Genomic DNA, 16980 nt, shown 5'->3' on the forward strand with positions numbered 1-16980 from the left:
CGGACACGCACGAGGGGGCGCGCCCGTCACGTGACGGGTGCGCCCCCTCGTGGTGCCGTTCCGGCCGCTCCGGGCGGGGTCAGTCCCAGGGATCGCCCTCGGCCGTCATGTCCTCCCGCGCCCGCTCCTCGGCCTCCCGGTCGCCGAGCCGCAGGGAATCCTGCGCCTCGCGGGCCTTCTCGACCTCGGGGGTGAACGCGTCCGCGGCCTCGTCGTGCGCGAGGGCGGCACGCTGGGCGGCGTCCGTCATCGCGGTGGTGTCCTGCTCGTGGCTCCCGCCGAGGGAGGACTTGGCGTCCCCGGTGGCGTCGTGCGCCTTGTGGCGGAACCTGTCGAAGATGCCCATGACTCCTCCTCCGGACGAATACCGGGCTGCCCCCACTCTCACACCGGTGCCCGGCGGGCGCATCCGCAGGACAGGGCCCTTCGTCCCGGCCGGAGGCACCCGAAGGGCCGTGGTGGGCGGCCCCCGCCGGGCGGAGCCGCGGCGCGCTGCCCCGGGGGCGGCCGGACGGCGCCGGAGACGTGGCTCCCCGCGACGGTGCGCGGCCCGGAGCCCGGGCAGCGGCTGGACGCGCTGGCGCCGCGGTGGCTGACGCCGTACGGGCCCCGGGAGGTCCGTGATCCGTGGTTCCCCCGGGGCCGGTAGCGGCGGCGGGCCGGGCTCAGCCGCTGATGCTCGGCGCGCCGGTCTCCAGGTGGCCGGTGAACCGCTGCGACCAGGTGGCGTCGGCGTCCACCGTGACGGTGAAGTCGTACCAGCCGTTGTTGTACGCCACCGCGTTGAAGTAGTCGCTGACGTTGCCGCCGGCCGGCACCTGGTACGTCCAGGGGCCGTCGGTGCGGTAGTTGTTCGACGCGATGGTGAAGGTCAGCGCGGTGGTGCCGGCGTTGGCGAGCTTGAAGTAGACCGCCGGCTTGCCGGTGCCCGGTTCGACCGCGTACGAGGCAGTGACGGCCGCGTTCTTGCCCGCCTTGGTGGCATCGCCCTTGAACCGGCGCAGGAAGCGGTTGGGGCCGACCACCGACAGGTCGTACTGGCCGTTCCCGTAGCTGGTGCCGCAGTTGAAGAAGTCGCTCTGGTTGCCGCCCGGGTCGACGGTGTACTGCCAGGGACCGCCGCTGCGGTAGGCGTTGGCGTAGGCCGCGAAGTGCGCCGACTTCTGGGCGACCGCCCCCTCGTTGGCCATCTTCAGCCAGACCTTCATCACCCCGCCGGAGCCGAACTCCAGGTGGTCCAGGTTGGCGTTCGGCTGGTACGGCACCGCGCGGGCCGGCCGGGTGCCGGGCTCCTGCACGGGCAGCTTGTTGTCGACCGGGGCCGGGTTGGGCAGCGGGCCGCAGCTCGACATGCCGACGACCGCACTCGCGGTGTCGGGCAGCGCCGGCAGGCCGTAGACCGGGTTGGCGAAGTCGAAGAGACCGGTGAGGTCACCGCAGACCCGCCGGCGCCAGTCGCTGATGTTGGGGCAGGTGGCCGGCTTGCCGATGGCGGCCGTCCACTTCTCCATGAAGCGCAGCACCGAGGTGTGGTCGAAGACCTCGGAGTTGACCCAGCCGCCGCGGGTCCACGGCGAGACGGCGATCATCGGGACGCGGAAGCCGAGGCCGATGTTGGTGCCGCCGTAGAACTCGCCCGGCGTGCCGGCCGGGGCGGTGGGCGGCGGGACGTGGTCGAAGAAGCCGTCGTTCTCGTCGTAGTTGAGGAACAGGACGGTGGAGTTGAAGACGTCCGGGCTGGCGGCCAGCGCGTCGATCACGTTGTGGACGAAGTTCGCGCCGTCGGCCGGGGTGGCGTACGGGTGCTCGGAGACCTCCTGGTTGGGGACGATCCAGGAGACCTGCGGGAGGGTGCCGTTCAGCACGTCGGCCTTGAGCGCCGCGACGATGTCCTCGGGGGTCTTCCCGGTCACCTTCGGGACGGAGCCCATGCCCTTGACGGCGAGCGGGCTGCCGGCCGGGGCCGAGCTGAACTGGGTGAAGTAGGCCAGCGCGTTGTCTCCGTAGTTGTCGGCCGCGTTCTGGTACAGCTTCCAGCTCACGCCGGCGTTCTCCAGCGCCTCGGCGTAGGTCTGCCAGCGCAGGCCCTTCTCGTCACCGCCGTCGTACGCGGGGCCGCCCGCGGCGCCGGCCGGGTCGATCTGGCCGGACCAGTGGTAGGTGCGGTTGGGGCCGGTGGCGCTCAGGACGGAACAGAAGTAGGCGTCGCAGACGGTCCAGTTCTCGGCGAGCGCGTAGTGGAACGGGATGTCCTGGCGGGTGAGGTAGCCGAGCGGGCGGACATTGCCCTTGGCGGCGACCCAGGAGTCCATCTTGCCGCCGTTCCACGCCTTGTGCTGGTCGGACCAGCCGTGGGCGAGGTCGCCGTTGCACTGCGCCAGACGCTCCGGGTCGGCACCGCCGGCCGGCTTGGTCGCGCTGAACTGCCACGGGTACTGGCGGCTCAGCAGGCCGTTGGGCTGGTTGAAGACGCTGTACCCGCCGGCGATCTGGATCGCGCTGCGGTCGGCGAAGCCGCGGACGCCGCGCAGCATGCCGAAGTAGTGGTCGAAGCTGCGGTTCTCCTGCATGAGGACGACGATGTGGCGCGCGTCCGCGATGGTGCCGGTCTGCGAGAGCGCTCCGGTGGGCGCGGCGGCCGGCGCACCCGGCGCCGCGGCCCCCGCACCGGTGGTCCCGGCCACGGCCAGACCCGCCGCAGCGGCTCCCGACAGTGCGACGAACTTCCTACGACTCAGCTCGGCCATCAGCCCGGCCCGTCCCTTCGCTGGCGATGTTGTGCACACAAGTTGGGGCTCATCGATCGCGCAGCATCATCCACCCGCCCCGGAGCCGCCCACCAGAGGGCCGCAGCAGGGTTGGTGGACTGTTCGTCCCGTCGTCGCCCGGTGACGCCCGCCTGAACGGCGGGGCGGGCCGCCGCCACTCCGCGGACACGGGTGCGGGGCACGGACCCCGGGGCGGGCCGGGCGCCCGGGCGGCGTGCGGGGCCGCCCGGCCGCCGGCCTCAGTCCTTCACCGTGATCCCCAGCGCGTGGGCGAACTGCGGTGCCAGTTCGAGGAGTTGGGTGGAGCTGATGAGTGCCCCCCTGAGCCCCAGGTGGCCGTCGGGCAGGCCGAGCCGGACGGCGCCGCGCAGGTCCGTCCTGGTGAGCTTGGCACCGCGCAGCCGGACCTCCTCCAGGGTGGAGCCGGGGAAGGAGACGTCGGTCAGCTTGGCGTCGCCGAAGTCCACGTCGCGCAGCAGGCAGTCCTCGAAGACCACGTCGCGCAGGACGGCGGCGCGCAGGTTCACCGCCTCCAGCTTGCAGCCGCGGAAGACCGTGCGGCGCAGCGCCGAGCCGTGGGCGGCGACGCCGGCCAGCACGCCGCCGGTGAACGCGCTGTCCTGCCACTCGCTCTCGCTGAGGTCGCAGCCCACCCAGCGGCCGGCCTGCGCCCAGACCTCGTTGAACCTGGCCTGGCGGAGCCTGACCCCGCTGAACGCGACGCCGGTGAACGCGCACTCCAGGAAGCCCGCGCCGCCGGCCGACTGGTCGGTGTACTCCCCGCCGTCGAAGTGCACGGTGTCGTAGCGCCCGTCGCTGCGCAGCGGGCCGCTGTGCGGGCTCAACAGGTGGGCGTACGGCAGGTCGGCCAGACGGTCGGGGACGGAGAGCGGCACGGCGGGCACCTCGCGATCGGTGGACGGTTCTCGCCCGCATGCTCGCACGTGGCACCGACAAGGCCCGGCCGCTCGGGGTGAGCGGCCGGGCCTCCCTGGCGGAGGGGCTGGATCAGCCGCGGGCCCAGAGCGAGTTGACCCGGCTGCGCTCGGCGCTGTTCGGGTAGGGGTTGGTGCAGGAGGTGCCGGGGCCGCCGCCCGACATCAGCTCGCTGCACGGGCCGGAGTAGTGGTCCGGCAGGCCCAGCACGTGGCCGGTCTCGTGGGCGGTGACCCGGGTCGAGTTGTACTGCCGGTTCTGCTGGTAGTCCAGGAAGATGTAGCCGGAGCCGTGACCGTCGGTGCTGGCGTAGGAACCGCGCGAGTCGTTGCCCTCGTAGTAGCGGAAGTCCGCGCCGGAGCCCGACCGGAGCTGCACGTTGGCGACCGAGCCGTTCCAGATCTGGGCGCTCTGGGCTATCTGGTTGCGGAAGGTCGGGGCGCTGCTCGCGTCGTACGTGACCACGACCGCCTTGAGGTACGGCGTGGCGGCCTGCTTGGCGCGGGCCGACTTCATCACGGCCTCGTAGAACGCCTGGTTGTTCGCGTCCTCGGTGGCCGAACCGGCGTAGCTGGACGCCGACGCGGAGGGCGTGTAGCCCTGGACCGGCGCGGCGGCGGCGGTGGTGGGCAGGGCGGCCAGACCGGCCGCGAGGGCCAGGCCGACGGCCGCGGAGAACGTGCGGGAGATGCGGTTCATGTGGGGGCTCCTGTTCGCGGGTGCCGCGGCCGCTCTGGGGGTGGGCCGCGGTGAACGGGTGAACGGGTGACTCGAATGACACAGGTGGTGCGGGTGGTTCAGTTGGAACGGGTGGTGCAGGTGGAACGGGTGGTGCGGTCCTCGGGGGTGGCGGGGGTCAGCGCGCGGTGGCGGCCAGCCCGTACTGCCAGAGGGAGTTGACCCGGCGCCGCTCGGCGGAGTTCGGGTACGGGTTGGTGCAGGAGGGGCCGGGGCCGCCGCCGGACATCAGCTCGCTGCACGGGCCGGAGTAGTGGTCCGGCAGGCCCAGCACGTGGCCGGTCTCGTGGGCGGTGACCCGGGTCGAGTTGTACTGCTGGTTCTGGGTGTAGTCGAGGAAGATGTAGCCGGAGCCGTGGCCGTCGGTGCTGGCGTAGGAGCCGTTGCTCGGGTCGTCGCCCTCGTAGTACGAGAAGTCGGCGTTGGACCCGGCCTGCAGCCGGACGTTGGCGACCGAGCCGTTCCAGATCTGGGCGGACTGGGCTATCTCGGAGGAGAAGGACGGCGCGTTGCCGGCGTCGTACGTCACCACGACCGCCTTGAGGTACGGCGTGGCCGCCTGCTTGGCCCGCGCCGACTTCATCACGGCCTCGAAGAAGGCCTGGTTGTCGGCCTTGCCGGCACCCTTCTGGGCCGGCGCCGCGGCGGTGTAGTGCTGCGCGGCGGCGGTACCGCCGACGGGTGCGGCGGTGGCGGCCGTCGGCAGGGCCGCGACGCCGGCGGCGAGGGCGAGCCCGAGGGCAGCGGAGAGCGTCCGCGAGATGCGGTTCATGTGGGGGCTCCGATTATGCGAATGCCGCGGCCGGTGGGGGCCTGCCGCGGGGCACCGGATGGTTTCCTGCTGCCCCAGAGCTTCGGTCAGGACGGCGGCCCGGCGGATGATGTCAACCGGTGATAGCCCCGGGCAATCCCCTCCGGTCGGCGGGGCCCGGCCGGCCGGTCGGAGGGGGCCGGACGGCCGGCGGTGGGCGGACCGGCCGTCCGACGATCTGTCATGTCCCTGGCGTCACACCCATTCGCCCGTTATGCTCCCGTTGTGGAGCTCGACGTGAGACACCTCCGGGTGCTGTGCGCGATAGCCGACACCGGCAGCCTCCGCAAGGCTGCGCTGCAACTCGGCATGACCCAGCCCTCCCTCACCACCCAGCTGCACCGCATCGAACGGGCCGTCGGCGGCACCCTGTTCACCCGCGAGCAGACCGGCAGCCGGCCCACCGCGCTCGGCCACTCGGTGCTGTCCCGGGCCCGGCCCGTGATCGCCGGGATGGCCGCCCTGGTCGCGGCCGCCCGCCAGGAGGCCCGGGAGGCCGCCGGTGAACGCGCCCGCCGGCTGCGGATCGGCAGCGTCGGCAGCCGGGCGGTGGCGGCCTGGCTGCGCCGCGTGCACGACCGGCTGCCCGAGACGGACACCACCATCCACATCGACATCTCCGCCAACGCCCTGCTGCGGATGGTCGCCGCCGACCAGCTGGACGTGGCCTTCGTGCACGAGAGCGAGGGCTTCCCGCTGCGGGTGCCGCCGGACGCCGAGCACCGGGTGCTGATGGCCCGGGAGCCGCAGTTCGTCGCGCTCGCGGCCGGCCACCCGGCCGCGGCCCGGCCGGTCGTCCACCTCGCCGACCTCGCCGAGGACACCTGGATGGTCGACCCGACCGCCGACCACGAGTACGCGGCGATGCGCCGGGTGTTCAGCGAGGCCGGGCTCAACCCCCGGGTGGTGCAGGTGCGCGACAACGCGACCGCCGCCGAGCTGGTCGCCTCCGGCGAGGCCGTCCGCCCGTGCCAGCCGACCGCCGCCCCCGGGCCCGGCACGGTCGTCCGGCCGGTGCACGGCGATCCGCTGGCCGTCCGGCTCCTGCTCGCCTGGCGGCCGCGCGCGCTCAGCCCGCCCGCACTGGACGCGCTGTACGGGGAGCTGCGCGCCGCCTACCTGGACCTGGCCCGGGTCAACCCGGCCTACCGGGCCTGGCTCGCCCGGCACGACCACGCCCTCCACCAGCTGCTCTGCCACTCCCCCGGCGCGGAGCCGGAGCCCCGGGGCGGGCACTCCCGGGAGCCGTGGACCCCAGAGGCGGGCCCGCCGGACGGCCCGGACCGCCGGGACGGCTCCGACCGCCGGGCCGGTCAGGCCGGTCAGGCCGTCCGGGCGTGCAGAACCACGCCGACCGCGACCGTCAGCGCGCTCACCAGACCCGCCGCCAGGACACCGGAGCCGCCGGCCGCCGTGCACGCCAGCACCGCCACCGAGGCGGCCGGCAGCAGCGCCTGCTCGACCCCGGTCTTGACGTGCCGGGCGTGCAGCAGCCAGACCGTGAACAGGTAGATCGCGGTGGGCACGGTCACCGTCGCGGTGGCGGCGGTCTCGGAGATGTGCGCCTTGTGCACGGCCGACTCGACCGCCACCTCCAGCCCGGCACCGATCGCCGCCGCCGAGCCGTACACCAGGTAGTGGCCGTAGCCCCAGAGGAACGCCTGCCGGTTGGAGCGCAGGTGGTCGTGGACCGACCGCGCGAAGTAGATCCACCAGGCCGCGAAGCAGATCAGCAGCCCGCCGCCGGCGACCGGCAGCAGCCGGGCCAGGCCCTCGTGCTCGTCCGCCGCCGACTGCACCGCCACGGTGGCCGCCGCCACCGTCTCGCCGAGCACGATCAGGGTGAACAGTCCGTACCGCTCGGCGATGTGGTGCGGGTGCCAGGGCGTCCGGACCCGCAGCTCGGCGATCACCGGCACGGACAGCTCCGCCAGGATGCCGAGCGGGATCAGGTACGGACGGACATCGTGCGGCAGCGCCAGCATCACGACCCAGGCGATCTGACAGACCGTGATCCCGGCCGCGTAGCGCAGTGCGACGGTGCGCGCCTGCCCCTCCTCGCTGGCCGCCGCGCGCAGCCACTGGGTGACCATGGCGAGCCGCATCACCACGTACCCGACCACCGAGAGCACGAGGTCCTGATCGGCGAACATCCGCGGCACACCGGCCGCCAGGATCAGCACGCCGGCGATCTGCACCAGCGTGGTGACCCGGTACGGGACGTCGTCGCAGTCGTAGGCGGAGGCGAACCAGGTGAAGTTCATCCACGCCCACCAGATCGCGAAGAACGCGAAGACGTACCCGGTCAGGCCCGCGCCGTAGTGGCCGTCGGCCAGGTCGTGGGCGAGCTCCCGGCCGGCCTGGCCGACGGCGACCACGAAGCAGAGGTCGAAGAAGAGCTCCAGCGGGGTGGCCACCCGGTGCGGCTCGTCCCGGCTGCGCGGGGTCATCCGGCGCACCGGAAGCCGGTCGGGATCGGGGTGGTGCGGGCGGGGGACTGCGGCGGATTCGCTGCTCATGGTCGGGTCTCCGGGCTCCGGGACGGGCGGGCTGCGCCGTCCCGCCGCATCCTGGCAGCGGCCCGGGCCCGGCGCACGCACCGGCGCGACCGCCGTACGGGGGCCCTGGGCACCGTCGCCCGCCCGCCGGAACCGCGCCGGGAGGCGGGCCGGCGACCGCGTCCCGAGTGTCACTTTCGCCCGATTTTCCGTGCCGTCAGCGAGAGTTGACGCCCGGGTGCGCGAACCGGGTGACAGCTCGGCGGGTTTCCGGGCGCGCCCGCGCCGTACCGCCCGACGGCCTCGCCGGCCCCGCTAGATTCTTCCCCGGTTGGAAGCGGACGGGTCCGGAGGGGACCCCACGACACGGGCGGCCTGCGGGCAACGCGGAAGGTCAAGACCGGTGGCAGGAGAGCGGGGGCGGCAGAACCGTCCCCCGCGCGTCCGCACCACCGGCCTCGTGATCACCGCGCTGCTCGCCAGCGCCTGCCGTGCCGCCGCGCCGACCGCGGCCGCATGCGCCGCCGCGATCACTGCCGCCGCCGCAGCCGGAGCAGCCGCAGCCGGGCCTACTTCTCCCAGCCCACCTTGGCGTAGTCGACGCCGGCCAGGCCGAACGCGCCGTAGTTGGCGAGCCCCTTGCGGGCGGCCACCACGGTCGGCCGCTGGTAGAGCTCCACGGTGTGGCCGAGCTCCCAGATCCGCGCGTCCGCCTGGTTGTACAGCTTCGCCGCCTCCACCGGGTCGATGGTGCCGGCCGCCTTCTTGAGCAGCTCGTCGATCTCGGGCGTGCCGAGCTTGGAGAAGTTCCCGAAGACGTTCTCGCCCTGCGGCAGGCGGAAGTTGGTCAGGCTGCTGGAGAGCGGGAACGAGTCGGTGTTGCGCCAGCTGGCGATGTCGAACTTGCCCTGGTTGACGTACTTGGTGAAGAAGTCGTTGCTCGGGACCTTGTCGAGCTCGACCTTCACGCCGGCCGCCAGCCACATCGCCTGGGCGGCGGTGGCGAGGTCGAGCTGGGCCTGCGGGGTGGCGTCGTTGAGCACGAAGTGCAGGGTCAGCGGCTGGCCGTCCTTGGTCCGCGGCTGGCCGCTGCCGGCCTCCTTCCAGCCCGCGTCGTCCAGCGCCTTCTTCGCGGCGGCCAGGTCGAACTTGGCCCACTCGCCGGAGTTGTCCTGGTAGCCGGTCTGATTGGGCATGAAGATGTGGTTGCCGAGCGGCTTGAACTCGACCGGAACACCGTTGTTGGCGATCTTGATCAGCGCGGAGCGGTCCAGCGCCTTGCCGAGCGCCTGGCGCACCTTCTGGTCCGCCAGCGCACCGCCGCCGCCGAACGAGATGTGCACCTCGTCCCACGGGCTGGCCGTCCGGATCACCGTGTCCTTGGCGTCCTTGAGCTGCCCGTACGCCGTGGCGGTGCCCGCCGTGGCGTAGTCGATCTCGTTGTTGAGGAAGGCCTGCGTGGTCGCCGACTGCGACATCACCCGGAAGGTGATCTTGTCCAGCTTGGGCTTGGTGCCCCACCAGGCCGGGTCCGGGACGAGCGTGATGGTCTGCGCCGTCTTGTCCGCCGTGCCGATCTTCAGCGCGCCGGCGGTGATCGGGATCTTGTCCACCCAGTTCTTGTTGAAGTCGTCCGCGGTGGCGATCCCGGCCGCCGGGATCAGCGGGCGGAAGAGGTTCTGCCAGTCCGCGTACGGCTCCGAGAAGGTCACCTTGACCTCGCTCGGGTCGGCGCCCTGGGCGACGTCGGAGATCAGCTCGTAGCCCGAGGAGTCGGCGATGTTGTAGCCGTCCTTCTTGCCGTTGCTGGCCTCCCAGTCGGCCTTGAAGTCCTGGTAGCCGAGGGCCTTCCCGTCCGACCACTTGGCCTTCGGGTTGAGCTTGTAGGTGACCACCTGCGGGGAGGTCGAGGTGACCTTGGCCTCCAGCAGGTAGTCGGTGACCGGCTTGAAGGTGCCGCTCTCGTCCGTCGTGAAGAGCTCCGGCTCCAGCACCCGCATGATCTCGACCGCGTCGCCGTACCGGCCGTCCACCTGGTACGGGTTCCACTGGGTGATCCACTGGTACAGCGGGAACCGCACCTCGCCGCCGTCGCGCAGCTGGTCCGGCGACTTCGCGTTGATGTCGACCGCCCCCTGTCTCGGCGGCTCGCTCTTGGCCACGTTGTCGGCCGAGCCGCCGCCCGAGGTGCACGCGGTGGCCGCGAGCGCGACGGCGAGGGCGAGTGCGGCGGCCCGGCCGAAGTGGCGGGCGGGCGTGCTGGAAGCGTCCATGAGGGTTCCCCCCGGTGAGAACGACGAGTGGTGAGAGTTGAGCGTCGCAAGGTGTGGCGAGGCTTGAGCGTGGGCAGCCAAGTCGGTGCCGGCGGAAGGAAAGTAACAGCCGATCACCACGAGTACCAGGGGGAGGAGTGCACACCTGATCCAACCGAAACAGGCCGCAACACTGCCGCAACACCCCGGCCGCGCGCCGGTGCAACACTCGTGACCTGCACCTTTCCCTCACCGGCCCGACCCGGGCCACCGACCGAAGGCCACCCACACCGATGCCCACCAGACGCGTCGGCCCCGCCCCCACCCCGGGCGGCCGCTGATGCTCCGCTACCTGGCGACGCGGCTCGCCTACTACGCCGTGCTGCTGGTCGCCGCCGTTTTCCTGGCGTACGCGCTCTCGGCCGCCGCCCTCCAGCCGCGCACCTACTTCGAGGCCAAGGTGCCGCGACCGGCCGCCGCCTCGGTCGAACGGCAGCTCACCGAGCTCAACCTGAACGACCACACCCCGGTCGTCGAGCGGTTCGGCCACTGGGCCGGTGGTCTGCTGCTCCACGGCGACCTCGGCCGCACCATCCACGACACCCCCGTGCTGGACGACTTCGGCCGCCGGATCTGGGTGTCGCTGCGGCTGCTGCTGATCGGCAGCCTGCTCGGCATGGTCCTCGGCGTCGCCGCCGGCGCCTGGAGCGCCGTCCGCCAGTACCGAATATCGGACCGGCTGCTGACCGTCTTCTCCTTCCTGATGCTCTCCACCCCGGTCTTCCTGGTGGCGCTCGTCCTCAAGAACGGCGCCATCGCCGCCAAGGACGTCGCCGGCCACGAGGTCGTCCCGTTCACCGGGTACGAGACCCCCGGGCTGACCGGCGGCCTCGGCGCCCACCTCGGCGACTGGGCGCTGCACCTGCTGCTGCCGACCCTCTCGCTGGCGCTCGGCGGCCTCGCCACCTACAGCCGCTACCAGCGCGGCACCATGCTCGACGTGCTCGGCTCCGACTACCTGCGGACCGCCGAGGCCAAGGGCCTCACCCGGGGCCGCGCGCTCGTCAAGCACGGCCTGCGGACCGCCGTCATCCCGATGTCGACGATGTTCGCCTACAGCTTCCTCGGCATCTTCACCGGCGCGGCCTTCACCGAGACCATCTTCGGCTGGCACGGCATGGGCGAGTGGTTCATCCAGTCCATCAACGAACAGGACGTCAACTCCGTCGTCGCCGTCAACCTGTTCGCCGCCGTCATGGTGCTCGCCTCCGGCTTCCTGGCCGACACCCTGCACGCCGCCCTCGATCCGCGCGTGCGGTCCTGACCGGAGGAGACCACCAGTGACCGCCGTCGTCGCGGAGCCCTCCGCGCCCACCCCCGAGCCCCCGCCCGCCACCACCCCGGCCGCGGCCGGCACCGGGGCGACCGGCCGGGGCCGGATCGTCCTCACCCGGCTGCTCGCCGCCCGCGGCGCCGTCGCCGGCGCCGTGATCGTCCTGCTGCTGTTCGCCCTCGCCTTCGGCGGCCAGTACCTCACCCCCTGGGACTACGCCACTCCCGACTACGGCGCACTGCGCCAACCCCCCTCCGGCACCCACTGGTTCGGCACCAACGGGGTCGGCCAGGACGTCTTCGCGCAGACCGTCCGCGGACTGCAGAAGTCGTTGGTCATCGGCCTGCTGGTGGCGCTCTTCTCGACCGTGCTGGCCTCCCTCTTCGGGGCCTGCGCCGGCTACTTCGGCGGCTGGACCGACCGGGTGCTGATGTTCGGGGTCGACCTCATGCTGGTCTTCCCCAGCTTCCTGATCATCACCATCGTCTCGCCCCGGCTGAAGGGCGCGGGCTGGCTCGCCTTCGTCCTGCTGCTCGCCCTCTTCAACTGGATGATCACCGCCCGGGTGGTCCGCTCGATGACCATCTCGCTGCGCGAGCGCGAATTCGTCCGCGCCGCACGGTTCATGGGCGTCCGGCCGGTGCGGATCATCACCCGGCACATCCTGCCGAACGTCGCCTCCTTCCTCATCATCGACGCCACCATCGCCGTCGGCGGCGCCGTGATGAGCGAGACCGCGCTCTCCTACTTCGGTTTCGGCGTCAAGGCCCCCGACGTCTCGCTCGGCACACTGCTCGCCGCCGGCACCTTCGACGCCCCGACCTTCCCCTGGCTGTTCTACTTCGCCGCCGGGCTGCTCGTCCTCTTCGTCCTGGCCGTCAACCTGATCGGCGACGGGCTGCGCGACGCCCTCGACCCGACCGCCGACGCGGCCCGCACCCGGCGCAGAAAGCGCGGTAGCAAGTGACCACCACGGCCGAAACCCCGCAGGCCACCGCCCCGCTGCTGAACGTCCGCGACCTGCGGGTCGACTTCGCCGGGCCCCGCGGCACCGCCGTCCCCGCCGTCCGCGGCGTCGACCTCACCCTGAGCCGCGGCGAGACCCTCGGCATCGTCGGCGAGTCCGGCTCCGGGAAGTCCGTGACCGCGCTGGCCGTGCTCGGCCTGCTGCCCGGGACGGCGCGCGTCCACGGCTCCGTCGAACTGGACGGCCGGGAGCTGGTCGGCCTGCCGGGCCGGGAGCTCGCCGCCGTCCGCGGCCGCCGGGTCGCCATGGTCTTCCAGGACCCGCTCTCCGCGTTCACCCCCGTCTACCGGATCGGCGACCAGATCGTCGAGGCGCTCCGGATCCACCAGCCCCTCGACAAGCCCGCCGCCCGCCGGCGCGCCGCCGAACTCCTCGACCTGGTCGGCATCCCCGCGCCCGAGCGCGCGCTGGACAGTTTCCCGCACGAGTTCTCCGGCGGCATGCGCCAGCGCGCGATGATCGCCATGGCCATCGCCAACGACCCCGACATCCTGCTCGCCGACGAGCCCACCACCGCCCTGGACGTCACCATCCAGGCCCAGGTGCTCGACGTGCTGCGGACCGCCCAGCGGGAGACCGGCGCCGCACTCGTCCTGGTCAGCCACGACCTCGGCGTCATCGCCGGGATGGCCGACCGGGTCGCCGTGATGTACGCGGGCCGGGTGGTCGAGACGGCCGGCGTGGACGAGCTGTTCGCCGCCCCCCGCCACCCGTACACCCTCGGGCTGATCGGCGCGGTGCCGCGGCTGGACACCCGGGGCGGCCCGCTGGTCCCGATCCCCGGCAGCCCCGCGCCGATGGCCGAACTGCCCACCGGGTGCCCGTTCGCCGCCCGCTGCCCGCTGGCCGAGGACCGCTGCCGGACGGCCGAACCCGGGCTGGACGGCCCCGACGACCACCTCGCGGCCTGCGTCCGGGCGGGCGAGCTCGCCGAGCGCAGGCCCGCACCGGCCGAGGTGTACCCGGTGCCGGTGGTGCCGCCGCCCGCCCCGGCGGCTGGCGCCCGGCAGGACCGCCCGCCCGTCCTCTCCGTCACCGGCCTGACCAAGACGTTCCCCCTGCTCAAGGGCACCGTCTTCAAGCGCCGGGTGGGCGAGGTCTACGCCGTGGACGGCGTCGAGCTGGACATCCGGCAGGGCGAGACGCTCGGCCTGGTCGGCGAGTCCGGCTCCGGCAAGTCGACCACCCTGTTCGAGCTGCTGCGGCTCGCCGCCCCCGAAGCCGGCCGGATCGACGTCCTCGGGCAGGACGCCGCCGGGCTCTCCCGGGCCGGCGCGCACCGGCTCCGCGCCGAACTGCAGATCGTCTTCCAGGACCCGATGGCCAGCCTCGACCCGCGGATGCCGGTCGGCGACATCGTCGCCGAGCCGCTGCGCGCCCAGCGCACCGCCCGCGAGGAGATCTCCCGCCGGGTGCCCGAACTGCTCCGGCAGGTCGGCCTCGACCCGGCGCACGCCGTCCGCTACCCGCACCAGTTCTCCGGCGGGCAGCGGCAGCGGATCTCGATCGCCCGGGCGCTCGCCGTCCGCCCGAAGCTGCTCGTGCTCGACGAGCCCGTCTCCGCACTGGACGTCTCCATCCAGGCCGGCGTGCTCAACCTGCTCCAGGCGCTCAAGGCGGAGCTCGGCCTCTCCTACCTCTTCGTCTCGCACGACCTCTCGGTGATCCGGCACCTCGCCGACCGGGTGAGCGTGATGTACCTCGGGCGCACCGTCGAGGACGGCGAGGTCTCCGCCGTCTTCGACCGCCCGCGCCACCCCTACACCCGCGCCCTGCTCTCCGCCGTCCCGCTCCCGGACCCGGCCGCCGAACGGGCCCGCAGCCGCATCCTGCTGCCCGGGGACCCGCCCTCGCCCACCGCGCGCCGCACCGGCTGCCCGTTCCGCACCCGCTGCCTCGTCCACGCCGGGCTCGACGCCGAGGCCCGCACCCGCTGCGAGACCGAGGCGCCGCCCCTGGCGGCTCCCGCGGCGGGCGTGGACCACCGGGCGGCCTGCCACTTCCCGGAGTAGGACGCGGGGCGGTCGGTGGGGAGAGCGGCCCGGCCGCTCTCCCCACCGACCGGCCACGGAACGTGGCCGACCGGTGGCGATTCGGCGGATCGGCCCGGCCCCGTGTAATGTTCTCCAGGTCAGCAGGCGCCGCTAGCTCAGTTGGTTAGAGCAGCTGACTCTTAATCAGCGGGTCCGGGGTTCGAGTCCCTGGCGGCGCACATGGCAAGGTCTCAGGCCGTCCACTTCGGTGGGCGGCCTGAGGCGTTTCCGGGACGCACCGGCCCCGCCACCGGTACGTTCCAGGAGAAGCGGCCCCGCCCGCCGCCGACGCCCGGAGGGAGCCGCCCGATGACGCCGTCCGACCGCCGCCCGATTCCCGAGGAACTCCTGCTGCTCTGCGCCGATCCGGTGGACGGCCGGCTCCGCGTCCCGGCCGCCACCTACCACCGGGTCCTCGCCGGCGGGGTCGTCGTCGAGCTGCTGCTCGACGGCGCGATCACCGTCGAGGAACGGCGGATCACCGGCTACCGGCCGCTGGGCGGCCAGGACGAGGTCGCCGCCGGTGTGCTCGCCCGGCTGGAGGACGCGGGCAAGCGCCGCAACGGGTTCAGCCTGGACCGCGCGATCCGGCAGGTCCCGCGCAGGCCCGGATCGGCCCCCTTCCTGGCCCGGCTGGCCGCGGACGGGTTCGTCACCGTCGAACAGCGCCGCTTCCTCGGCCTGCCCTACCGGCGCCACGTCGCGACGCGGCCGGGCATCGGCCAGGAGATCGCCGCCCGGGTGGCCGCCACCCTCGCCCGCGAGGCCGGGGGCGCCGGTGCACCGGCGGACGGCCGGTCGGCGGCGGACGAGCGGGACCGGCAGCTGGCCGGGCTGATCGGGGCCGGGCGGCTGGACCGGCGCGTCTACCCGGGCCCGGCCGGCGCCGCGACCCGGCGCGCCGTGCGGCTGCTGGTCCGGGAGCTGCCGGTCGCCCGGGCGGTACGACGGGCCGTCGACGCGGACTCGTCGGCCACCGCGGGCTGAGCCCACCGGCGGGCGACGGCCGTCGTCGGTGCCGGCCGGTGGGGCGGGTGCCGGTCAGTGGCGCTCGGTGCCGGCCGGTGGGGCGGGTGCCGGCCGGTGGCGCTCGGTGCCGGCCGGTGAGCCGGGTGCCCTCCGGTGCCGGCCGTCTCAGCGGGTGTCCAGGACCGCCGAGGCCACCGCGTCCGGGCGGTCGAACATCACCAGGTGCCCGGCCGGCGCAGTGGTCCGGAAGTCGGCCCCGAGCAGCGCGGCGAGGCTCTGCTGGCGGCCGAGCCAGTCCTCGGTGCGGCTGGTCCGGCAGCCGTCGTCGGCGGCGAGCACCGTCACCGGGAGCCCGTCCGGCAGCGGTGCGGCGCGGCGCAGCCCGGCCAGGTCGGCGGCCTGGTCGAGGTAGGCCGTGTTCTCGCGGAGCAGGGCGCGCAGGCCGCGTCCGGTCCGGTAGCAGTGCCGCACCAGCGGCGCCGGGGCGAGGTCCTCCCGGCGGACGGTGGAGGCCCGCGCGACCAGCCGCCGCACAGCGGGGCCGAGGAGGTACGGCACCGCCAGGGCCGTGGCCGCGCCGGCCGCCGCCCGGGCCGCCGCGTCCCGGAGCGCGGGCGCCGGGAGCGGACGCGGGGCGGGCTCGCTGCTCCCGTCCAGCAGGACCAGCCCTGCCGTCCGGTTCGGATGGAGCCGGGCGAAGGCTTCCACGTGGAACCCGGCCAGCGAATGGCCCGCCACCGTGCACGGCTCGCGCAGCCCGAGCGCGTCCAGCACGGCCCGGATGCGCTCCGCCTCGTCCGTCAGCGTCGGACCGCCGGTCCGGGTGGCGGGCGCCGGTGCGCTCAGCCCGTAGCCGGGCCGGTCGAAGCGGACCACGGTGCGGTAGGGGGCGAGGAACGGCACCACCAGGTCCCAGTCGAACCAGCTGCTGCCGAGCCCGCCGGTGAGCAGGCAGACCGGACCCGTGCCCTCGGTCCGCACGTGCAGGGGCGTACCGCCGATCCGCAGGAACCTGGCGGCGGAGGCCGTCACGGCCCCACCCCCTGCCGTCCGGCCCGGTCGTGTTCGTCGCTGTTCCGCCCGGCCCGGCTCCGGGCCCGGCTCGGTGCCGGCGGTGCCGGGCGGCCCCGGAGCAGGCCCAGGGCCAGGACGGCCAGCCAGACCGCGACCTCCAGCACCCAGGCCGTGTACGCCACCGCGCTGAGCATCAGCAGGGCGGCGACGACGGGCCGGGCTTTCGGCCGGCCGGGGTGGGGGCTGGGCACGATTCCACCCTAACCGGCGGCAAACTCCACCCCAACCGGGCGGAAACGGGCATCGTCACCGAGGCCGGCACGGCCGCCGTCCGAACCGGTTCGAGACACCCCGCCGGACCGTGTATTGTTCTCCAGGTCAGCAGGCGCCGCTAGCTCAGTTGGTTAGAGCAGCTGACTCTTAATCAGCGGGTCCGGGGTTCGAGTCCCTGGCGGCGCACAGACATTGGGGAGCCTCTCGCATCAGCGAGGGGCTCTCCGATTTTTTTGCCCTTCGGCGTCCGTTTTGCGTGTGATGTCGGTCTCGCTTGCCGCTTCGACGGAGCCAACCGACCCATTCGGTACGTCCTGGGCTGTAAACC

13 protein-coding genes, 2 tRNA genes and 1 pseudogene are annotated in these 16980 nt (G+C 73.5%); 7 read left to right on the forward strand and 9 right to left on the reverse strand.

Translation table 11 applies throughout. The annotated features are described in order from the left end of the window. Window positions 1-79 precede the first annotated feature (79 nt). The 5 genes from OH807_RS15180 to snpA (OH807_RS15200) form a co-directional block, all read right to left on the reverse strand. Window positions 80-346: a hypothetical protein gene (locus OH807_RS15180; RefSeq protein ID WP_406198729.1), complete on the reverse strand. Its 267-nt coding sequence runs from the start codon at window positions 344-346 to the stop codon at window positions 80-82. A 319-nt stretch (window positions 347-665) separates the two neighbouring features. Next, a complete protein-coding gene (locus tag OH807_RS15185; protein ID WP_406198731.1) occupies window positions 666-2747 on the reverse strand; it encodes a phosphocholine-specific phospholipase C in 2082 nt (693 codons plus the stop codon). 260 nt (window positions 2748-3007) lie between these two features. Beyond that, complete coding sequence (locus tag OH807_RS15190) at window positions 3008-3664, reverse strand: pentapeptide repeat-containing protein (RefSeq protein WP_406198734.1); 657 nt, start codon at window positions 3662-3664, stop codon at window positions 3008-3010. 112 nt (window positions 3665-3776) lie between these two features. Then, window positions 3777-4403, reverse strand: a complete 627-nt coding sequence (snpA, locus tag OH807_RS15195; protein ID WP_406198736.1) for a snapalysin — start codon at window positions 4401-4403, stop codon at window positions 3777-3779. Between the two features lie 157 nt (window positions 4404-4560). Then, window positions 4561-5214 carry a snapalysin gene (gene snpA, locus OH807_RS15200; protein WP_406198738.1) on the reverse strand — a complete coding sequence of 218 codons (654 nt, stop codon included), beginning with the start codon at window positions 5212-5214 and terminating at the stop codon, window positions 4561-4563. Between the two features lie 222 nt (window positions 5215-5436). Here snpA (OH807_RS15200) and OH807_RS15205 point away from each other — a divergent pair. Further along, window positions 5437-6435: pseudogene (locus OH807_RS15205) on the forward strand (LysR family transcriptional regulator); the annotation flags it as partial. Between the two features lie 140 nt (window positions 6436-6575). Here OH807_RS15205 and OH807_RS15210 read toward each other — a convergent pair. Continuing rightward, entirely contained in the window at window positions 6576-7772 is a 1197-nt protein-coding gene (locus OH807_RS15210) for a low temperature requirement protein A (RefSeq protein WP_406198741.1), read from the reverse strand. Between the two features lie 548 nt (window positions 7773-8320). Further along, window positions 8321-10024, reverse strand: a complete 1704-nt coding sequence (locus OH807_RS15215; RefSeq protein ID WP_406198744.1) for an ABC transporter family substrate-binding protein — start codon at window positions 10022-10024, stop codon at window positions 8321-8323. A gap of 319 nt (window positions 10025-10343) precedes the next feature. Here OH807_RS15215 and OH807_RS15220 point away from each other — a divergent pair, with 319 nt between their 5' ends. From OH807_RS15220 to OH807_RS15240, 5 genes are all read left to right on the forward strand, one after another. After that, window positions 10344-11327 (forward strand): ABC transporter permease, encoded by a 984-nt coding sequence (locus OH807_RS15220; RefSeq protein WP_406198746.1) that lies wholly within the window; start codon window positions 10344-10346, stop codon window positions 11325-11327. Window positions 11328-11343: 16 nt separating this feature from the next. Then, window positions 11344-12303 carry an ABC transporter permease gene (locus OH807_RS15225; RefSeq protein WP_406198749.1) on the forward strand — a complete coding sequence of 320 codons (960 nt, stop codon included), beginning with the start codon at window positions 11344-11346 and terminating at the stop codon, window positions 12301-12303. Then, window positions 12300-14375: a dipeptide ABC transporter ATP-binding protein gene (locus OH807_RS15230; RefSeq protein ID WP_406198752.1), complete on the forward strand. Its 2076-nt coding sequence runs from the start codon at window positions 12300-12302 to the stop codon at window positions 14373-14375. The genes OH807_RS15225 and OH807_RS15230 overlap by 4 nt, the downstream gene beginning before the upstream one ends. 126 nt (window positions 14376-14501) lie before the next feature. Then, window positions 14502-14575: transfer RNA gene (locus OH807_RS15235), tRNA-Lys, on the forward strand. Window positions 14576-14705: 130 nt separating this feature from the next. Beyond that, window positions 14706-15383 carry a GPP34 family phosphoprotein gene (locus OH807_RS15240; RefSeq protein ID WP_406198754.1) on the forward strand — a complete coding sequence of 226 codons (678 nt, stop codon included), beginning with the start codon at window positions 14706-14708 and terminating at the stop codon, window positions 15381-15383. A gap of 147 nt (window positions 15384-15530) precedes the next feature. Here OH807_RS15240 and OH807_RS15245 read toward each other — a convergent pair whose 3' ends face one another. Beyond that, window positions 15531-16397: an alpha/beta fold hydrolase gene (locus OH807_RS15245; protein WP_406198756.1), complete on the reverse strand. Its 867-nt coding sequence runs from the start codon at window positions 16395-16397 to the stop codon at window positions 15531-15533. Further along, complete coding sequence (locus OH807_RS15250; RefSeq protein ID WP_406198759.1) at window positions 16394-16630, reverse strand: hypothetical protein; 237 nt, start codon at window positions 16628-16630, stop codon at window positions 16394-16396. The genes OH807_RS15245 and OH807_RS15250 overlap by 4 nt, the downstream gene beginning before the upstream one ends. A gap of 134 nt (window positions 16631-16764) precedes the next feature. Between OH807_RS15250 and OH807_RS15255 the strand changes: the two genes are divergently transcribed. Further along, window positions 16765-16838, forward strand: a tRNA-Lys gene (locus tag OH807_RS15255). The last annotated feature ends 142 nt before the right edge of the window (window positions 16839-16980 follow it).

It is taken from the genome of Kitasatospora sp. NBC_01560, assembly GCF_045208415.1.
Classification (GTDB): Bacteria; Actinomycetota; Actinomycetes; order Streptomycetales; family Streptomycetaceae; genus Kitasatospora.